This is a genomic window from Mesorhizobium sp. B2-2-3, from assembly GCF_006442405.1.
GTDB lineage: Bacteria > Pseudomonadota > Alphaproteobacteria > Rhizobiales > Rhizobiaceae > Mesorhizobium.
In genome coordinates, this window is sequence record NZ_VFWC01000011.1 from 106,698 (window position 1) to 124,216 (window position 17,519).

The window sequence follows — 17,519 nt, forward strand, 5'->3', positions numbered from 1 at the left end:
CCATGGACGTCGCGCAGGGTTGGCCCTTACCAGCGCAATGTGGGCAAAAGGTGACAGGTTTTTTAGTCAAACCTAACGCATTTCGGTGGGCGCCGCGGCGCCGATCAGCGTCAGGCCGGACGTCAAGACATCCGAAACAGCCTGCACCAGCCCTAGTCTGGCATGCGTCAATTGTCGGTCGTTAACCTTAACAAAACGTAAGTCCGGATTATCGGTGCCGCGGTTCCAGTGCCCGTGGAAGCTTGAGGCCAGATCGTAGAGGTAGAATGCCAGCCGATGCGGCTCGAGCGCAAGTGCCGCCGACTCGATCAACCGTGGATATTCAGCGAGTTTCCGGATCAGGCCGATCTCGCCTTCGTCGGTCAGCAACGCCACGGCAGCCGCCAGGCTGTTGCGATCGAAATTCGCTTCGCCCAACTGTTCGCTCGCCTGCCGGAACACCGAATGGCAGCGCGCCGAAGCGTACTGCACATAGAACACCGGATTGTCCTTGGACTGTTCGGTCACCTTGGCGAAGTCGAAATCGAGCGGCGCATCGTTCTTGCGATAGAGCATCATAAAGCGGATGGGGTCGCGGCCGACTTCCTCCACCACTTCGCGCAGCGTCACGAAATCGCCGGACCGCTTGGACATGCGCACCGGCTCGCCATCGCGAAACAGCTTCACCAGGTTGCACAGAAGAACCGTGAGCTTCACCTCGTCGCCGGCGATCGCCCGCGCCAGCGCTTCCAGCCGCTTGACGTAGCCGCCATGGTCGGCGCCGAGCACGTAGATCAGCTCGACGAAGCCGCGATCGACCTTGTCCTTGAGATAGGCGACGTCGGCGGCGAAATAGGTGAACGAACCATCCGACTTGACCAGCGCCCGGTCCATGTCGTCGCCGACCGCCGTCGAACGGAACAGGGTCTGTTCGCGATCTTCCCAGTCGTCCGGCCTCTCGCCCTTGGGCGGCGGCAGCTTGCCTTTGTAGATATGGCCCTTCAGCGTCAGGTCGTTGATCGCCGAGCGGATCTTCCTGGCATTGTCGGCGTGCAGCGTGCGCTCGGAGAAGAACACGTCATGATGCACGTTGAGCAGCGCCAGATCCTCGCGGATCATCGCCATCATCGCGTCGATGGTGCGGTCCTTGACGATGGCGAGCGCCTCTTCGTCCGGCATCTGCAGCAAGGACCGGCCGAACTCCTTGGCCAGCGCCTGCCCGACCGGGACCAGATAGTCGCCTGGATAGAGCCCGGCCGGGATCTCGCCGACCTCGTCGCCAAGCGCTTCGCGATAACGCAGCATCACCGAGCGCCCGAGAACGTCGATCTGCGAGCCGGCGTCGTTGATGACATATTCCTTGGTCACGTCGTAACCGGCAAAGGCCATCAAATTGGCAAGCGCATCGCCAACCACGGCGCCACGGCAATGGCCGACATGCATTGGTCCCGTCGGGTTGGCCGATACATATTCGACATTGGCCTTCCTGCCGCCGCCAATGCTGGAGCGGCCGTAATTGCGGCCCTCGCCCAGAAGCGTCGTGAGATGTGCCTGCCAAAAACCGTCCTTGAGCCGCAAATTGACGAAGCCCGGGCCAGCAACCTCGGCGGCCGCGATATCCTTGTCGTCCCGCAGCGCGAGCGCCAGGCGCTCAGCCAGCACCCGCGGGTTCTGGCCGGTGGGCTTGGCCAGCACCATTGCCGCATTGGTCGCGAGATCGCCATGGCTGGCATCGCGCGGCGGCTCGACGGCGATGCGCGACAGATCGGGCGAAACACCGTCACTGGCTTTCAGATCAAGCGCTTCGACGGCTTTTATGATTCGCGCGGTGAAGTCGGCGAAGATGTTCATGGGTATGACTCTGGCGGCTTTGCAGGGAATCCGGCTTGTTGGCCGGCAAAATCGAGCCCGCCCTAGCTCAAATCCGGCGTACGGTCAAACAAACGGCGGTGTTCCTTCAGCGCGTAGGTGTCGGTCATCCCCGCCAGGAAGTCGGCCACGCTGCGCGCCTTGATGCGATCCTCGGCCCGGTCGAGCCCCTCGCGCCAGCCGTCCGGCATGGCGCGCGGATCGGCGAAATAGACGTCGAACAGGTCCCTGACGATCCGCTCCGCATCGGCGCGCACGCGCATGACTTCCTTGTGCCGGTAGAGGTGTTTGTAGAGAAAGGCCTTCAGCTCTTTCTCGGCGATGGCCATTTCGGCGGAAAAGGTCACCATCGTCTCGCCCGCCGCCCTCACCGCATCGGCGCTCCGCGGTCCGGTGCGTTCCAGGTTGGCGGTGGTCGACCTGATCACGTCCTCGACCATGGCGGTGATCTGGCGCCGCATTAGCTCGTGGCCGGTGCGCACCTCGTCGAGATTGGGATAGCGCGCGCGCACCCCCTCCAGGATTGTGCCCGGCAGCGAGACGGCCTTCAGCATGTCCAGCGTCAGCAGCCCCGCCCTCAGGCCGTCGTCGATGTCGTGCGTGTTGTAGGCGATGTCGTCGGCGATCGCAGCACACTGCGCCTCGATGCCGGCGAACCGGTCGAGCTCGAGGTCGTGCAGTTCCGAATAATCGCGGATCGCCTGCGGCACCGGACCCTTCAGGCCCTTGCCGTTAGCATCGGTCAGCGGACCATTGTGCTTGACCAGGCCTTCCAACGTTTCCCAGGTCAGGTTCAGTCCGTCAAACTCGGCGTAGCGCGCTTCCAGCCTTGTCACGATACGCAGCGATTGCGCGTTGTGGTCGAAGCCGCCCCAATCAGCCATCTTCTCGTTGAGGGCGTCCTCGCCGGTGTGGCCGAAGGGCGTGTGGCCGAAATCATGCACCAGCGCCACCGCTTCAGCCAGATCCTCGTCACCGCGCAGCGCCCGCGCCAGGGCGCGTGCGATCTGCGCCACCTCGATCGAATGGGTCAGCCGGGTACGGTAATGATCGCCTTCATGGGCGATGAAGACCTGCGTCTTGTGTTTCAGCCGGCGGAACGCGGTGGAATGGATGATGCGGTCGCGGTCGCGCTGGAACGGCGTACGGGTCGGGCTTTCGACCTCTTCGAACAGGCGCCCGCGCGAGCGCGCCGGATCGCTGGCATAGGCCGCGCGGGGCCTATAGCCGAATCCGATGTCGCCCAACTCGTTGGTCATGGTCGATGCCGCCTGACTTTGGCCGCCTGACTTTGGCCGCTAGACTATGGCCGCCAGACTATGGCCGGTTGACTTGGCCCTTCGCGCTTCATACCTATCATGTGAAACCGAAAGCAAGGTGACGCCCATGGGCGCGGATGCCAAGACCGCCATGAATGTCGAGATGACCGATGCCGCCGCAAGGCGGATCGCCAAGATTGTGTCGGACGAGGCCGGCAAGACGGCGTTGCGCGTTTCCGTCGAAGGCGGCGGCTGCTCCGGCTTTTCCTACAAGTTCGATCTGGTCGACGCGCGCAACGACGACGATGTCGCCATCGAGAAGGACGGCGCCACGGTTCTGATCGATGATCTGTCGCTGGTCTATATGGGCGGGTCGGTGATTGATTTCGTCGACGACCTGATGGGCCAGTCGTTCCAGATCCGCAACCCGAATGCGGTCGCCTCCTGCGGCTGCGGCACAAGCTTCTCCATTTAGGAACAATGCCTGCCATTGGCGCGGTTCGTCAGGTCGCGCTCTCGGCCGGGCGAGACCTCGACGCGACTCTGGCCTTCTGGTGCGACGTGCTCGGGATGAGCGTGCATGTGCGTTACGATCCGCCGGGCATCGCCTTCATCATGGCCGGCAGCGTGCGGCTGCTGTTCACCGACGGCATTCCGGCCGGAACCGTCTATCTCGACATATCAGGTCTCGAGGATTTCCACGCCGGCGCGAAAGCTGCGGGCGTTCCCTTCACCGCGCCTCCAACGCTTGTTCATCGCGACACCGAGGGCCAGTTCGGTCCGGCGGGGGAAAGCGAGTGGATGGCCTTTCTAAAGGATCCCGCAGGCAATACGATCGGCCTGGTCGAACGTCTTGCCCCGGAAGAACATTGAGGCCGCCATGAAGATCGTCACCTGGAACATCAACGGCATTCGCGCTCGCATCGGCAATCTCACCCATTGGCTGACCGAAAGCGCCCCCGACATCGTCTGCCTGCAGGAGATCAAGACGGTCGACGAGCAGTTCCCGCGCGCCGAGATCGAGGCGCTTGGCTACAATGTGGAAACCCACGGCCAGAAGGGTTTCAACGGCGTCGCCCTGCTGTCGAAATTGCGCTTCGACGAGGTCATCAGAGGTCTGCCCGGCGACGACGCCGACGAGCACGCGCGCTTCATCGAAGGTGTGTTCTCGACCGACAAGGGCGCGCTGCGTGTCGCCTCGCTCTATCTGCCGAACGGCAATCCGATCGATGACGAGAGGAAATTCTCCTACAAGCTGTCCTGGATGGCACGGCTGGAGCGCTGGGCCGAGGAGCGGCTGAGGCTGGAGGAAGCCCTGGTGCTGGCCGGTGACTACAACGTCATTCCCGAACCTGTCGACGCGAAGTTCCCGGAGAACTGGCTGAATGATGCGCTGTTCCAGCCGCAGACGCGGCAGGCGTTCCGCAGGCTGAAGAATCTCGGCTTCACCGAAGCAGTGCGTTCGGTCACCGATGCGGGCGACACCTTCACCTTCTGGGACTACCAGGCCGGCGCCTGGCAGAAGAACAACGGCATCCGCATCGACCACCTGCTGCTGTCGCCCGAGGCCGCCAACCGGTTTTCATCGGCCTCGATCGAAAAGCATGTGCGCGCCTGGGAAAAACCGTCCGACCACGTGCCGGTGGCCATCGATCTCGATTTGCTGCCGGCCTGAGGGAGACCCCGGGCCCGCGCTGGACCTCGTATCGCCACAATCAGGCGCATGATGGGAGATCATCATGGCGGCTGGGGTTCCCATGACCATACGACTTGTCCTTTGTCCGATCGGCCTGGCATTCGCTGTCGCCGTCCCTGCGGCGGCTTTCGCCGCCGAGGAATGTCTTGCCAATGGAAAATCCTACCCGGTCGGCCAGGTCGCCTGTCTGACGATCGCCGACAAGAGCCACCTCGCCCGCTGCGAGATGGTGCTCAACAACACCTCATGGACGAAAGTCGGGGACAGCTGCCCGCAAGACACGCTGGCGCCGCACCGGCGGATGACGCCGATCTCGGCGCCGGCTCCCAGCATGGTGCCGGCGGAGCCGACCGAGAATTAATGTCTGATTAGCGATCTCCTCGTGGGGAGATCATCCTTACTGATCGGCGCTGTTGCCCTTGGTCAGGATGTCGTCAGCGAGCGAGATCGCTGTGCGGCGGTCGGCTTCGCCGGCGGCGGCAAAGGCCTCCTCCTGCATGCCGCGGATCCAGGGCTGGTCGGCGGGCGCCGCACGTTCGAGTGCTGCCGTCATCATCGCCAGGCCGCGCACGATCTTGCCGCTCTGGAACAACAGATGGCCAAGCGTCGCCTGCGCGCCGGCATGGCCTTTTTCGGCGGCGAGCTGGAACCAGCGCCCGGCCTGCTTGACGCTGGCCTTCACGCCGCCCTCGCCCTTCAGGAACATCTGCCCCATCTCGAACTGGGCATTCGGGTTGCGGTAGTTGGCGGCGGCGCGCATGTAATATTCCTGGGCCGCCACTTCGTTCTCGGTCACCGGGCTGCCGGGAATGCCCTTGCGCAAATAGTCGCCCAGCGCCACCAGCGCGTCGGAAACGTAGCTTTCTTCCGGTGAGCCGGGCTCGACGTCCTGATCGACGATCTCCGAGAAGAACTTGAACGCCTCGTAATCGTCGCGCGCCACGCCGTCACCCTCGGCATACATGCGGGCAAGCTTCCAGGTAGCGCCGATCTGGCCGTTCTCGGCGGCGTATTTATAGGCCTCCGCGGCCTGTTCCTTGTGGCCGTTCTTGTAGGCGGAGAAACCGAACTGGAACACCGCCCAGGGGCTCGACTGCGGCTTCACGCCGGTCTTGTCGTCGAACACCTTGTCGTCGAAGGCCATGGCCTGGCCGACGGCGCCAAAGATCGCTAACGCGACCAGTGCCGGAAGGACAGACGACCTCAACAACTCAGATGTCCGCATAGCAGTGTGTTTCTTTCGCACCGCCCGGATGGGTGACTGCGCCGTCGCGGGCGGAACCTACCGTCTGTGCGTATTTCCATATCGCGCCGGACTGATAGTCGGTCGTGCGCGCCTTCCAACTCTTTGCCCTCGCAGCCAGTTCCCTATCGGACAACGCCACATCGATCGTGCCGTTCACGGCATCTATAGAGATCACATCGCCGTCCCGGATGAGGCCGATCGGACCGCCAACGGCTGCCTCCGGCCCGACATGGCCGATGCAGAAGCCGCGCGTCGCGCCCGAGAAACGGCCGTCTGTGATCAGCGCCACCTTGCCACCCATGCCCTGGCCGTAGAGTGCCGCCGTCGTCGACAGCATCTCGCGCATGCCCGGTCCGCCGCGCGGCCCTTCGTAGCGGATGACGAGAACTTCGCCTTCCCGGTAGTTGCGATGCGTCACCGCTTCGAAACATTCCTCTTCCGAATCGAAGCAGCGCGCCGGGCCGGAGAACTTCAACTCCGTCATGCCCGCGACCTTCACGATCGCGCCTTCGGGGGCAAGGTTTCCCTTCAAGCCCACGACACCGCCGGTTTGGGTAATAGGTCTGTCGGCCGGGCGGACCACATCCTGGTGTTCATTCCAGGCAATATGCTCCATATTTTCGGCCAAAGTGCGGCCAGTGACCGTCAGGCAATCGCCATGCAGGTAGCCGTGGTCGAGCAGCGTCTTCATCAACAGCGGAATGCCGCCGGCCTCGAACATGTCCTTGGCGACATATTTGCCGCCGGGCTTGAGGTCGGCGATGTATGGCGTCTTCTCGAAAATCCGGGCGACATCGAACAGGTCGAACTTGATGCCGGCCTCATGCGCTATGGCCGGCAAATGCAGCGCCGCATTGGTCGAGCCGCCGGTGGCCGAAACCACCGTCGCCGCGTTCTCCAGTGCTTTCAGCGTGACGATGTCGCGCGGCCGGATGTTCCTGGCGATCAGTTCCATGATCTTTTCGCCGGAGGCGAAGTTGAAACGATCGCGCATTTCATAAGGCGCCGGCGCGCCGCAGGAATAGGGCAGTGCCAGACCGATCGCCTCGGCCACGGTCGCCATCGTGTTGGCGGTGAACTGGGCGCCGCAGGAGCCGGCCGAGGGACAGGCGGCCTGCTCGATTTCAAGCAGTTCGGCATCGCCGATCGTGCCGACCGAGTGCTGGCCGACCGCTTCGAACACATCCTGCACGGTGATCTGGCGGCCGCGGTAGCTGCCGGGCAGGATTGAGCCGCCATAGATGAAGATCGACGGCACGTTGAGCCGCACCATGGCCATCATCATGCCGGGCAGCGACTTGTCGCAGCCGGCGAGCCCGACCAGCGCGTCGTAGCAATGGCCGCGCATGGTGAGCTCGACCGAATCGGCGATGACCTCGCGCGACACCAGCGACGACTTCATGCCCTGGTGGCCCATGGCGATGCCGTCGGTGACGGTGATGGTGCAGAATTCGCGCGGCGTGCCGTTGGCGGCCGCGACGCCCTTCTTGACCACTTGCGCCTGGCGCATCAGCGAAATGTTGCAGGGCGCCGCTTCGTTCCAGCAGGAGGCGACGCCGACCAGCGGCTGTGCGATCTCGGCCGCCGACAGGCCCATGGCATAGAGATAGGAGCGATGCGGCGCACGCGCCGGACCGACGGTCACATAGCGGCTGGGGAGCTTAGCCTTGGAGATGACTTTGGCGTCCATACTCTTCCTTGCCCCACATCTTCCTCGCAAGAGGGCGGTGCGGCCTGCTCCCATCGCCGAGCCTTTTGGCGCGTGTCCCGAGACAAGATCGAGGTGCGCCGGGTTTATGGCGGGAAATGGGCAATTTCGTCGGCCTGACTTCTAGCGCAGGGGTTGTTCAGAAAGTGTTGCCAAAACATCACAACGACACGAGGCGGAGCTGGTGCGGTTTATCTGCAACGCAGCCCTGGGGCCGACAGGCTCGGCCACAGCCCCGGAACGAAAAAGGCCGGGCATTGCCCGGCCTTTCATTTGATTTTACAGAGACTTAGAACTTGATCTTCACACCACCAGAGATCGCCGTGATCAGATCATTCCCGAAATCATAGCTGGCATCCTCGCCTGCAACATAGCCGTTCTCACCAGCCAATGTCCCCGAGTGGCCGCTGGTCAAAACGCCGACCGCTCCAGCGAGCCGCACTTCGATGTTGGGCTGCGGCGTATAGGCGACGCCGCCGCCCAGGGTCCACGTATCGGTCTGCGCACCATAGCCATGCGAGGTGCCACGATCCCAGGTCAATTGACCGGCGGCACTCCATTGATCATTGAACTTGTGGCCGATACCACCTGAAACGGTCCAGCCGTCACGATACATCAGGTCGAGCGACGTCACCTGACCCGGGCCGTTCGTGAAGCAAGCCGCCCCAGGCGCAATTGTTGGACAGATCGGAACGCTCTGCAGCACGCTCCAGTTGACCCACTTGATTGAGCCGAAGGCCAGCCAGTCAGGCGCAATACCGGACTGCAGTTTCAGTTCCAGCGAATCTGGCATCGACTCCTCTGCGCCATAGATCGGCCGAGAACCTCCAAGAATAGCTGGTAAGGTGAGTGTGCCCGAAATGTTGTCTAGCTTGACTTTCGAATTGTAGACCAAGCTGGCGCGGAGCGCGATATCAGGGATTTCGTAGGCAACGCCGGCGCGCCAGCCCCAACCGTTAGCCTCCAGATCGACACGACCAAGCAGCGGTTGTCCGAGGGGAGTAAAACCGACCAAGCTTTCCTTGAAGCCTGAAATGTCCTGATAGAACAACCCGCCGATAAAGCGGAGCTGGCCCTTGCCAGCATCAAACTTGTAGGAACAGGTGCCGGCGTAATTGTTGCTCTTGATATCGGTCTCGACGTTAGAAAGCGCTCCGTTCCACATACCTGGTGCGGTATGCGCGCCCCAAGGCTGCGAATAATCGACCATGCAGTCGACGCTCTGCACAACCTGGGCCTTCATTCCTATGCGCGGTACCCAATAGCCCTCGGCTCCGTCGGCCGAGGTACCAAGGCCGAGATTGGCTCCGCCGGGACCACGCGCATTCTCGTACTTACGGTCCGGCATCACATAGGTCGCTTCCGCGTCCGTCGCGAACGGCGCCGGATCAAACAGCAGGTCGATATCGTAGCCGCCACGTTCCAGGCCGCCGGCATGTGCCGAGCTCATTGCCGTCCCCAGCAAAGCCAGCGAAAAGCACCCTGCCCCCAGCAGTGCTTTCAAACGCAGATTGTTCATGGATGTCCTCCCCGAATAGTCAGTGCATCCAGCTAGAACCAATTCGGGTTAACGGTGCAACAACGAATTCTTGGGGCGTACATGTACATGTCCACCGGACGCATTCCGGACAAAATGCAGACCAGCGCAGCGAGGCAGAAAAACGGTTCGCCGGGCGTGTCTCACTCAGAAAAACGGGAGAAAATCGGCCAAAAAGGCCAAAAATAATCAGTTTTGAGCAGTCGAATGCCCCATTGTTACATTATGGCAACAATGGGGCGAAAACTTCCGTTTACGTCAACATTAACGCTACGGAATGCCGGTTTCGAGGCAAAAAGCCACCCCATTTTAGAGGGCCCTAAAGTCTCCCGAATCTGCCCTCAACCCGCTTCGCGAACCCTGGCCAGCGCCACCGAAAGCTTGCTCTGCGCCTCGCGGTATTCGGCCAGCTTTTCACGCTCGGCTTCCACGATCTCGGCCGGCGCGCTGGCGACGAATCTTTCGTTCGACAGCTTCTTGTGCAGGCGTGCGATCTCCTCGGTCACCTTGGCCAGTTCTTTCTGCAAGCGCGCGGCCTCGGCGGCGAGATCGATCAGGCTGCCGAGCGGCAGGCAGACCGTTGCCTCGTTGAGCACGATCTGCGCCGAGCCCTTGGGTGCGGCGTCAACCTGCGAGATGTCGCCGACGCGCGCCAGCCGCTTGATCGCGGCGGCGTGGCGCTCCAGCCGTTCGCGGGTAAGCGTGTTGGCTCCGATCACCATCAGCGGCGCGATGGCTGCCGGCGGCACGTTCATTTCCGAACGCACGGAACGAATGCCGGAGACGAGATCAACCAGCCAGTTGATGTCGGCGGCCGCTTCAGCGTCCTCGAAATCCGGCGACGGCCACGCGGCATGGCAAAGCAGCGAAGCGCGCTCCTTGCCCTCGCCCGCGGTCTGCGCCCAAAGTTCCTCGGTCATGAACGGCATCATCGGATGCAGGAGCTTGTAGATTTCGTCGAGCACGAAGGCGACGCAGGCGCGGCTTTCGGCCTTGGCCGCCTCGTCCGTGCCCATGAACACCGGCTTCAGCAGCTCCAGATACCAGTCGCAGAACAGGTTCCAGACGAAGCGGTAGGCCGCCCCCGCCGCCTCGTTGAAGCGATATGAGGTGATGCCGTCCGTGACCTCTCGCGCGGCGCGCGTCAGCTCGGTCAGGATCCAGCGGTTGACCGCCAGCTTGGCGTCGTTCAGCCAGAAATCGTCGTTGCGCGCGACTTCGTTCATCTCGGCGAAGCGCGTCGCGTTCCAAAGCTTGGTGCCGAAATTGCGGTAGCCGGCAATGCGCGCCGGGTCGAGCTTCACGTCACGCCCCTGCGCCGCCATCACCGTCAGCGTGAAGCGCAGCGCGTCGGCGCCATATTCGTCGATGAGGTCGAGCGGGTCGACGACATTGCCTTTCGACTTCGACATCTTCTGCCCGTTCTTGTCGCGCACCAGCGCGTGCATGTAGACGGTGTGGAACGGCTCCTCGTCCATGAAGTGCAGGCCCATCATCATCATGCGCGCGACCCAGAAGAAGATCAGGTCGAAGCCGGTCACCAGCACGTCGGTCTGGTAGTAGGTTTTCAGCTCCGGCGTCTCATCCGGCCAGCCCAGCGTCGAGAACGGCCACAGCGCCGAGGAAAACCAGGTATCGAGCACGTCCTCGTCACGGGTCAGGATTTCGCCCGGCTGGAAATTCTCGAGCTTGTCCTCGACCCAGGCCTTCCAGGGTCCTTCGAGCGCCAGATAATATTCGATCGCGGCACTCAGCGCCTCTTCCTCCGTCTTCTCGACGAAGACGCGCCCGTCCGGCCCATACCATGCCGGAATCTGGTGGCCCCACCAAAGCTGGCGCGAGATGCACCAGGGTTCAATGTTCTCCATCCACTGGAAGTACGTCTTTTCCCAATTCGCGGGTATGATCTTGGTACGCCCCTCGCGCACCGAGGCGATCGCCGGCTTGGCCAGTTCGGCGGCGTTTGCATACCACTGCTCGGTCAGGAACGGCTCGATCGGCACGCCGCCGCGATCACCATGCGGCACGGCGTGGCGATGCGGCTCGACCTTGTCGAGGAAGCCGCCTTCTTCCATCAATTCGACGATCCTCTTGCGCGCGACAAAGCGGTCAAGGCCGTTGAGTTCATCCCAGACGGCTTGGCGCTCCGGCGTCACCTCGAGCCCGGCGAGGAAATCCTCGTTGTCCCTGAGGTTTACCGCCGCCTCGACGGTGAGGATATTGATCGCCGGCAGCTTGTGGCGCTTGCCGACCTCGAAGTCGTTGAAGTCATGCGCCGGCGTTATCTTAACCGCGCCAGAGCCCTTCTCGGGGTCGGAATACTCATCCGCCACCACGGGAATCTTGCGGCCGACGATCGGCAGGACGACATTCTTGCCGACCAGGTGCCGGAAGCGCTCGTCGTCCGGATGCACGGCGACGGCCGTATCGCCCAGCATCGTCTCGGGGCGCGTCGTCGCCACGATGATGAAGGTCTTCGGGTTTTCCGGATCGAAGGCCACGCCTTCGACGGGATAGCGGAAGTGCCAGAGATTGCCGTTGACCTCCTGCTGCTCGACCTCGAGATCGGAGATCGCGGTGAGCAGCTTGGGATCCCAGTTCACAAGGCGCTTGTCCTTGTAGATCAGGCCTTCCTTGTAGAGCGTGACGAACACTTCGAGCACGGCCTTGGACAGGCCTTCGTCCATGGTGAAGCGTTCGCGCGACCAGTCGGCCGAGGCGCCGAGCCGCTTCAGCTGGTTGAGGATCGCGCCCCCGGATTCGGCTTTCCACTCCCACACTTTCTCGATGAACTGTTCACGGGTGAGGTCGCGGCGATGGATCTGCTTTTCCATCAACTGCCGCTCGACCACCATCTGCGTGGCGATGCCGGCATGGTCCATGCCCGGCTGCCACAGCACGTTCTTGCCGCGCATGCGCTCGAAGCGAACGAGAATATCCTGCAACGTGTTGTTGAGCGCGTGGCCCATATGCAGCGAGCCGGTGACGTTGGGCGGCGGGATGACGATGGTGAAGGCCTCGGCCCCCTCCTCGGCGCCGGCGCCGGCGCGAAACGCGTCGGCCTCTTCCCACACCTTGGCAATCTTCGGTTCGACGGTTTTGGCGTCGTAGGTCTTTTCAAGCATGGGAAAATGGTCCGCGCTGTCGGATTTTTGCTGGTCCGGTGTAAATCGGAAGGCTTTGACCGAGTCAACCGTAGGGGCCGCCTCGGCAACCGGCACAACAGAAAGAGGATCACCGTTCAGATAGTGTCTGTCCCGTATGCGACAATGCCTGGTGGCGTCGGCACTGTCACCGGCTCCAGCCGGAGAGGCATTGCACGCCTACGCCGCCCAATCCCAAATGCCAGCTCGGGTCGTACGAAACGAGGAATAGTGCGACGTCTCAGGACGCGCTGGAGTCCTCTGGTTTTTCTTTCAAAGCTTCGGCGAACTTGCGCATGAGCCGCACGAGTTCGTCGATGTCGTGTGCGTCCCAGCTTTCGAAAACGGCGCGAGCGTTTCTCTCTCGTGCTGCGTCGATCTTGTCGGTCATCGCCTTGCCCTTTGGCGTGACGACAGCCTCATTCACGCGGCGGTCTGTCTCGCTCTGCCGGCGCACGGCCAGGCCAAGGCTTTCGAGCTTCGCCACCTGACGGCTGACAGTGGTGTAATCGCGGCCAGCCCGGTCGGCGAGGTCCACTATCCCTATCGGCCCAAGCCGCTCTATCCCGACCAGCAGAGGAAACAGTGCGCGGTCGAGCGCAATTCCGGCCTCCTTTACCATCTGCTCATCGCGCTGAGGCCGGTTCATAAGGCTGGCAATCTCGATCAGCGCTCCGTGGAGTTCACGAATCTGATGACTCCCAATATGTGTATTTTTCACGCTTTTCATTGACAGCACTCCGACTCTCCATTATGTGCATTTTACACACAAGGAGATCGACATGACAAACGGTTTTGCGGCAGATGTGCTCATCTGCGGCGCAGGAGCGGCTGGCCTGACGCTGGGGATCGAGCTTGCACGGCGCGGTATATCCTTCCAGCTCATTGAGAAGATGAGCGAACCCTTCCGTGGCTCGCGCGGCAAGGGCATCCAGCCGAGGACACAGGAGATTTTCGAAGATCTTGGCATTCTCGACAGGGTCGTTGCCGCAGGCGGCGTCTATCCGCCGATGCGCGTGTATGGCGATGACGGCAGCTATATCGAAAAGGACACCGGCGAGCGCCCCGATCCGACGCCGGCAGAGCCTTACGCCATCGCGCTAATGATTCCGCAATTCCTCACCGAGCGGATCATGCGAGAGCGGCTGGCAGAACTAGGCCATAGGGTCGAGTACGGATGTGAGTTGGTTGGGTTCGAGCAAGGTGAGAACGGTGTCATGGCACGTCTTGCGGGGCCGAACGGCGAGCAAACCGTTCGCGCACGCTATCTTGTCGGGGCGGACGGCGGGCACAGCTTCGTGCGCGGCGCGCTCGGCTTGAATTTCCCCGGCAAGACGCTGGGCGTGCGTGCGGTCGTGGCGGATGTGCTGTTGACCGGGCTGGACCGCGATGCGTGGCACCAGTTCAACGACGGTGACATGGAGCGAATGGTCGCGATTTGCCCGCTCGCCGGAACCGATCTCTTCCAGATTCAGGCACCCATTCTGCTGGACGGCGAAGTGGACCTCTCAGCAGAACAGCTGGGGCGCTTGATTAATGAGCGGACCGGCCGCGGCGACGTGCGGGTGGATTCGGTCGCCTGGGCGTCGGCCTACCTGATGAACGCCCGGCTTGCCGATCGCTACCGGGTCGATCGGGTATTCCTCGTTGGCGATGCAGCTCATATCCATCCGCCAACCGGCGGCCAGGGCCTGAACACCAGCGTGCAGGATGCCTATAATCTGGGCTGGAAACTTGCCGCCGTCCTCGACGGCGCGGATGATTGCCTGCTCGACACCTATGAGCAGGAACGACGTCCGGTCGCAGAATCGGTTCTCGGCCTTTCGACCCGGCTGCTCGACACCCAGAAACAGGGTGGAATGCACCGCGGCCGCGAGGTGCGCCAGCTCGATATCGCCTATCCGGAATCGCCGCTCTCCAGGGAAATGGCCGAACGCAGCAGCGGCCCGCACGCGGGGGACCGCGCGCCGGATGCCCAAATCAGGGGCGCGGCGGGGCAACCATGGCGACTGTTCCAATTGCTGCAAGGGCCGCATTGGACACTGCTTGTTCATCAAGCCGGGAGAGAGACGGTTGGGCCACTCAAGGGGCTGCATGTCCACCACATCGGCCCGCAAGGCGATGTCATCGATGCCTGGGGACACCTTCGCGATGCTTATGCACTGGCACCGGGCGAGTGTGTGCTGATCCGGCCGGACGGATATATCGGTGTGATGGCGATTCTTGATGCAGACCGAACCGCGAAGCTCGAAACCTATTTGGCCCGCATGGGCCTAGTCCAACCCGGAGAAGACCCGAAAGACTGCCGAGATATGTTCGAACAATGAGGTTGGCGGGCTCTATGCTTGGGTCGGGCCTATATGAAGCGTGGAGCGGCGTGGTCGTGGCAATCGCCATCATCGGAGCTATTATTGCGGCCACCGCCTCCTTCGACGTGCCGATCCTGAGATTACCGTGCCTGCGCCAGGGTGAAGGCGCAGCGGTGTCCAACTAGCCACCTAAGGCGACCCGGGAAAATCATTACGCGCCGCGCGCCACGCGCTCGATCTCCTCGCGCACCAGGCGCTCGACCAGCGTTGGCAGGTTGTTGTCCAGCCAGTCCTGCAGCATCGGCCGCAGCATCTCCTCGGCCATCTCGTCGAATGTCTTCTTGCTGCGGCTGGCAAAGGCGTCGGAGAGTTCGCCAAAGGCCGCGGCGACCTGCCGGCCCGTATGCTCGGAAAGGATTGCCGGACGGGCCGCAGGCGTTTCATCCGCCGCCTTGCGCGCCTCGTCGGTGCTCGCCGGGGCGGCGATCGAAGGGGTCCGCTCGAACGCCGGCTCCGGCATCGGCTCGTCCACCGGCGCTTCGGGCTGGACAACCGGCTTGCGAATGCCTGGTATCGCCTTCGCCTGCTCGCCGACCGCTGCGATCTCGCGGCGCCAATCGGCGACGATGGCATCGCTTGCCGCGCCGGCCTCGGGCGTCGCGGGCCTGTCGGTCCTTTCGGCGGGCAGCGGCTCGGCGGCGATCCGGGCGCTCACCTCGGCAAGCGTCATCGACGCCCTTGGTGCCACGGGATCGGTTCGCTCCGGCGCTTCCATGCGCGCGACCGTTGGTTCGGCCGCCGATGTCTGTGCCTGCACCTCCGCCAGCGTGACCGGCTTCCTGACCTCGGGAGCGGCATGCAATTCGGCGCGGAACGCATCGACGTCGGGAGCAGCGCCCGCCGCCGGCTTCAGATCCTGCCGCAAGTCATCGGCATCGTCCGGCTGCTTGCGGCCGCTGTCGCTGTCCTCGATGATCCTCCTGATGGAAGCCAGTATCTCTTCCATGGAAGGTTCGCGCTGTGCGCTGCTTGCCGTTGCCATCGTCACATCCGCCGCCCTTGTGACCTGTTACAGACTTCCGCTCCGGTAAACGCCGGATTCGAATCATGGCGACAGCGTAACCGACGGAGCGCCGTACGAGAATCCCCATTCTGGGGACATGTGGGATTTCAACAGATTAGCGCAATTCGTCGAAAAGCATGTGACGGGTTGCCGGCGCAGTTGCGCAAACAATGAAGCGACCCGGCGTTTCGATCGAACGCCGGGTCGCTTCGAGAGAACTACTCGAATCTGTGGAGTTTAGCGGCCATCCGGCGTGCGCAGGCCGATCCACTTGTCCTTGACGGCATTGTAGTGCTCTTCAGGCCTGTACTTCGTCGCCTGCAGCGCAAGGCGCTCGGCCGAGAGGCGGCCGATCGCCGACAGGATGGCATAACTCGCCACCACAACGTCGTGCTCGGAATTTGCCTGGTTGATCTTGGCGGTGATGACGGTGGCCTGCGCGTTGAGCACGTCCAGCGTGGTGCGCTGGCCGACATTGCGTTCCTCGATGACACCGTTCAGCGCCAGTTGAGCGGCGTCGATCACCTGCCTGTTGGCGGCGACGCTCTGCTGCGCGGCGGTGTATTGCGACCACGCCGAGGCGACGGCCTGGCGCACCTGGTCGCGGCTGACGTCGACCTGGATGCGGGCCTCGCCAAGCGATTCCTTGTTCTGTCGCACGACCGCCGAGGTGCGGCCGCCCGAATAGATCGGGATCGTCAGTGTCGCACCGATGTTGGCCGAGGTCGAACCGCCGTTGCTCCCCTGGAGGTCGGGATTGCGATGCAGATAATCCTCCGAAATGCCGGCCGATGCGGAAAGCTGCGGCAGCAATGCACCCTCGGACGACTTCACCGAAAACGCGGCCGCATCGACCAGATGCTGGGTGGCGAGGATCGCCGGATGCTCGGCCGAGGCGATGGCTATCGCCGAATCGAGGCTCGGCGGCAGCAGCCTGGCCAATGGCGAGGCAGGCCTGAGCTTGCCCGGCTCGTCACCGACGATCTGGTGATAGCTCGCCGCACTTGCCAGCGCCTGCGCGCGGGCGGCGCTGAGCGACGCCACGGCGGAAGCGCGCGACGCATCGGCCTGCGCAACGTCGGTGCGCGTGCCTTCGCCGACCTCGAACCGCGAGCGCGCGGCGCGCGCCTGCTCGGTCAGGAACTGCAGATTCTGCTCCGTCAGCACCGCGATCTGCCGGTCGCGAATCACGTCCATATAGGCCGTGGCCGCGCTCAACAACGTGTTCTCCTCGGTGTTGCGCAGGCTTTCGACGGATGCCTTGACCCGCGATTCGGCTGCCGCCACATTGTTTCTCGTCTGGAAGCCGTCGAACAGGCTCTGGTTTATGACGATGGCCACACTGGCCGACCCCGTCTTGACGTTGGCGCCGCTGGCACGGGTATTCACATAATTCGTGTCGGCCGTCCCGGTGATGGTCGGGCGCCAGCCGGACTTGGCTATGGCCACGCTCTCGTCGGTGACGCGTACGCCGGCTCGTGAGGCATTCAGCGAGGAATTGTATTGATAGGCCTTTGCAAGCGCGCCGGAGATGGTTTCGGCCGAGGCGGCCAGCGGGGAAAGCGCGGTCGCCGAAACGAGGACGGCGGTGAAAAGTGACTTGCGTAGAGACGGCACCATTAAACCCTCATTCGTTTTCCATGGGAACCACGCCGCACCGGCTTCTCCTTGGAGAACCGGAGCGGCGTGTCAGAATGTTCCCTGTCGCTC

At 62.8% G+C, this 17,519-nt stretch carries 14 protein-coding genes; 5 read left to right on the forward strand and 9 right to left on the reverse strand.

The window, feature by feature from the left end:
* Positions 1-72: 72 nt before the first annotated feature.
* Together argS and FJ951_RS20795 are read right to left on the reverse strand one after the other, a co-directional pair.
* On the reverse strand, positions 73-1,830 hold the full coding sequence (gene argS / locus FJ951_RS20790) for an arginine--tRNA ligase (protein ID WP_140517134.1): 1,758 nt from the start codon (positions 1,828-1,830) through the stop codon (positions 73-75).
* A 62-nt stretch (positions 1,831-1,892) separates the two neighbouring features.
* Complete coding sequence (locus FJ951_RS20795; protein ID WP_140517136.1) at positions 1,893-3,107, reverse strand: deoxyguanosinetriphosphate triphosphohydrolase; 1,215 nt, start codon at positions 3,105-3,107, stop codon at positions 1,893-1,895.
* Positions 3,108-3,234: 127 nt separating this feature from the next.
* Between FJ951_RS20795 and erpA the strand changes: the two genes are divergently transcribed.
* From erpA to FJ951_RS20815, 4 genes are all read left to right on the forward strand, one after another.
* Positions 3,235-3,582: an iron-sulfur cluster insertion protein ErpA gene (gene erpA / locus FJ951_RS20800; RefSeq protein WP_140517138.1), complete on the forward strand. Its 348-nt coding sequence runs from the start codon at positions 3,235-3,237 to the stop codon at positions 3,580-3,582.
* 5 nt (positions 3,583-3,587) lie between these two features.
* Entirely contained in the window at positions 3,588-3,980 is a 393-nt protein-coding gene (locus FJ951_RS20805) for a VOC family protein (RefSeq protein WP_140495758.1), read from the forward strand.
* 7 nt (positions 3,981-3,987) lie between these two features.
* Positions 3,988-4,782: an exodeoxyribonuclease III gene (xth, locus tag FJ951_RS20810; protein WP_140495757.1), complete on the forward strand. Its 795-nt coding sequence runs from the start codon at positions 3,988-3,990 to the stop codon at positions 4,780-4,782.
* 64 nt (positions 4,783-4,846) lie between these two features.
* Complete coding sequence (locus FJ951_RS20815) at positions 4,847-5,164, forward strand: hypothetical protein (RefSeq protein ID WP_140517140.1); 318 nt, start codon at positions 4,847-4,849, stop codon at positions 5,162-5,164.
* 36 nt (positions 5,165-5,200) lie between these two features.
* Here FJ951_RS20815 and FJ951_RS20820 read toward each other — a convergent pair whose 3' ends face one another.
* The 5 genes from FJ951_RS20820 to FJ951_RS20840 form a co-directional block, all read right to left on the reverse strand.
* The gene (locus tag FJ951_RS20820) at positions 5,201-6,028 is read right to left on the reverse strand and encodes a tetratricopeptide repeat protein (RefSeq protein ID WP_140517142.1); all 828 of its coding nucleotides are present in this window, start codon (positions 6,026-6,028) and stop codon (positions 5,201-5,203) included.
* Positions 6,015-7,739 (reverse strand): dihydroxy-acid dehydratase, encoded by a 1,725-nt coding sequence (gene ilvD, locus FJ951_RS20825; RefSeq protein ID WP_140495754.1) that lies wholly within the window; start codon positions 7,737-7,739, stop codon positions 6,015-6,017. The genes FJ951_RS20820 and ilvD overlap by 14 nt, the downstream gene beginning before the upstream one ends.
* 307 nt (positions 7,740-8,046) lie before the next feature.
* A complete protein-coding gene (locus FJ951_RS20830; RefSeq protein WP_140517144.1) occupies positions 8,047-9,276 on the reverse strand; it encodes an OmpP1/FadL family transporter in 1,230 nt (409 codons plus the stop codon).
* Between the two features lie 359 nt (positions 9,277-9,635).
* Positions 9,636-12,419 (reverse strand): valine--tRNA ligase, encoded by a 2,784-nt coding sequence (locus tag FJ951_RS20835; protein ID WP_140517146.1) that lies wholly within the window; start codon positions 12,417-12,419, stop codon positions 9,636-9,638.
* Between the two features lie 259 nt (positions 12,420-12,678).
* A complete protein-coding gene (locus FJ951_RS20840) occupies positions 12,679-13,176 on the reverse strand; it encodes a MarR family winged helix-turn-helix transcriptional regulator (protein WP_140517148.1) in 498 nt (165 codons plus the stop codon).
* A 43-nt stretch (positions 13,177-13,219) separates the two neighbouring features.
* Here FJ951_RS20840 and FJ951_RS20845 point away from each other — a divergent pair, with 43 nt between their 5' ends.
* The gene (locus tag FJ951_RS20845; RefSeq protein WP_140517150.1) at positions 13,220-14,764 is read left to right on the forward strand and encodes an FAD-dependent oxidoreductase; all 1,545 of its coding nucleotides are present in this window, start codon (positions 13,220-13,222) and stop codon (positions 14,762-14,764) included.
* 193 nt (positions 14,765-14,957) lie between these two features.
* Here the strand turns inward: FJ951_RS20845 and FJ951_RS20850 are convergent, their stop codons facing one another.
* Together FJ951_RS20850 and FJ951_RS20855 are read right to left on the reverse strand one after the other, a co-directional pair.
* Positions 14,958-15,788, reverse strand: a complete 831-nt coding sequence (locus FJ951_RS20850; protein WP_140495748.1) for a PopZ family protein — start codon at positions 15,786-15,788, stop codon at positions 14,958-14,960.
* 258 nt (positions 15,789-16,046) lie between these two features.
* A complete protein-coding gene (locus FJ951_RS20855) occupies positions 16,047-17,426 on the reverse strand; it encodes a TolC family outer membrane protein (RefSeq protein WP_140495878.1) in 1,380 nt (459 codons plus the stop codon).
* Positions 17,427-17,519: the final 93 nt, after the last annotated feature.

Coding starts and splice junctions, on each gene's coding strand:
- FJ951_RS20850 (WP_140495748.1), bottom strand. CDS start 15,788: ATGGCAACGGCAAGCAGCGCACAGCGCGAACCTTCCATGGAAGAGATA.
- erpA (WP_140517138.1), top strand. CDS start 3,235: ATGGGCGCGGATGCCAAGACCGCCATGAATGTCGAGATGACCGATGCC.
- FJ951_RS20795 (WP_140517136.1), bottom strand. CDS start 3,107: ATGACCAACGAGTTGGGCGACATCGGATTCGGCTATAGGCCCCGCGCG.
- FJ951_RS20815 (WP_140517140.1), top strand. CDS start 4,847: ATGGCGGCTGGGGTTCCCATGACCATACGACTTGTCCTTTGTCCGATC.
- ilvD (WP_140495754.1), bottom strand. CDS start 7,739: ATGGACGCCAAAGTCATCTCCAAGGCTAAGCTCCCCAGCCGCTATGTG.
- FJ951_RS20805 (WP_140495758.1), top strand. CDS start 3,588: ATGCCTGCCATTGGCGCGGTTCGTCAGGTCGCGCTCTCGGCCGGGCGA.
- FJ951_RS20845 (WP_140517150.1), top strand. CDS start 13,220: ATGACAAACGGTTTTGCGGCAGATGTGCTCATCTGCGGCGCAGGAGCG.
- FJ951_RS20835 (WP_140517146.1), bottom strand. CDS start 12,419: ATGCTTGAAAAGACCTACGACGCCAAAACCGTCGAACCGAAGATTGCC.
- FJ951_RS20830 (WP_140517144.1), bottom strand. CDS start 9,276: ATGAACAATCTGCGTTTGAAAGCACTGCTGGGGGCAGGGTGCTTTTCG.
- argS (WP_140517134.1), bottom strand. CDS start 1,830: ATGAACATCTTCGCCGACTTCACCGCGCGAATCATAAAAGCCGTCGAA.
- xth (WP_140495757.1), top strand. CDS start 3,988: ATGAAGATCGTCACCTGGAACATCAACGGCATTCGCGCTCGCATCGGC.
- FJ951_RS20820 (WP_140517142.1), bottom strand. CDS start 6,028: ATGCGGACATCTGAGTTGTTGAGGTCGTCTGTCCTTCCGGCACTGGTC.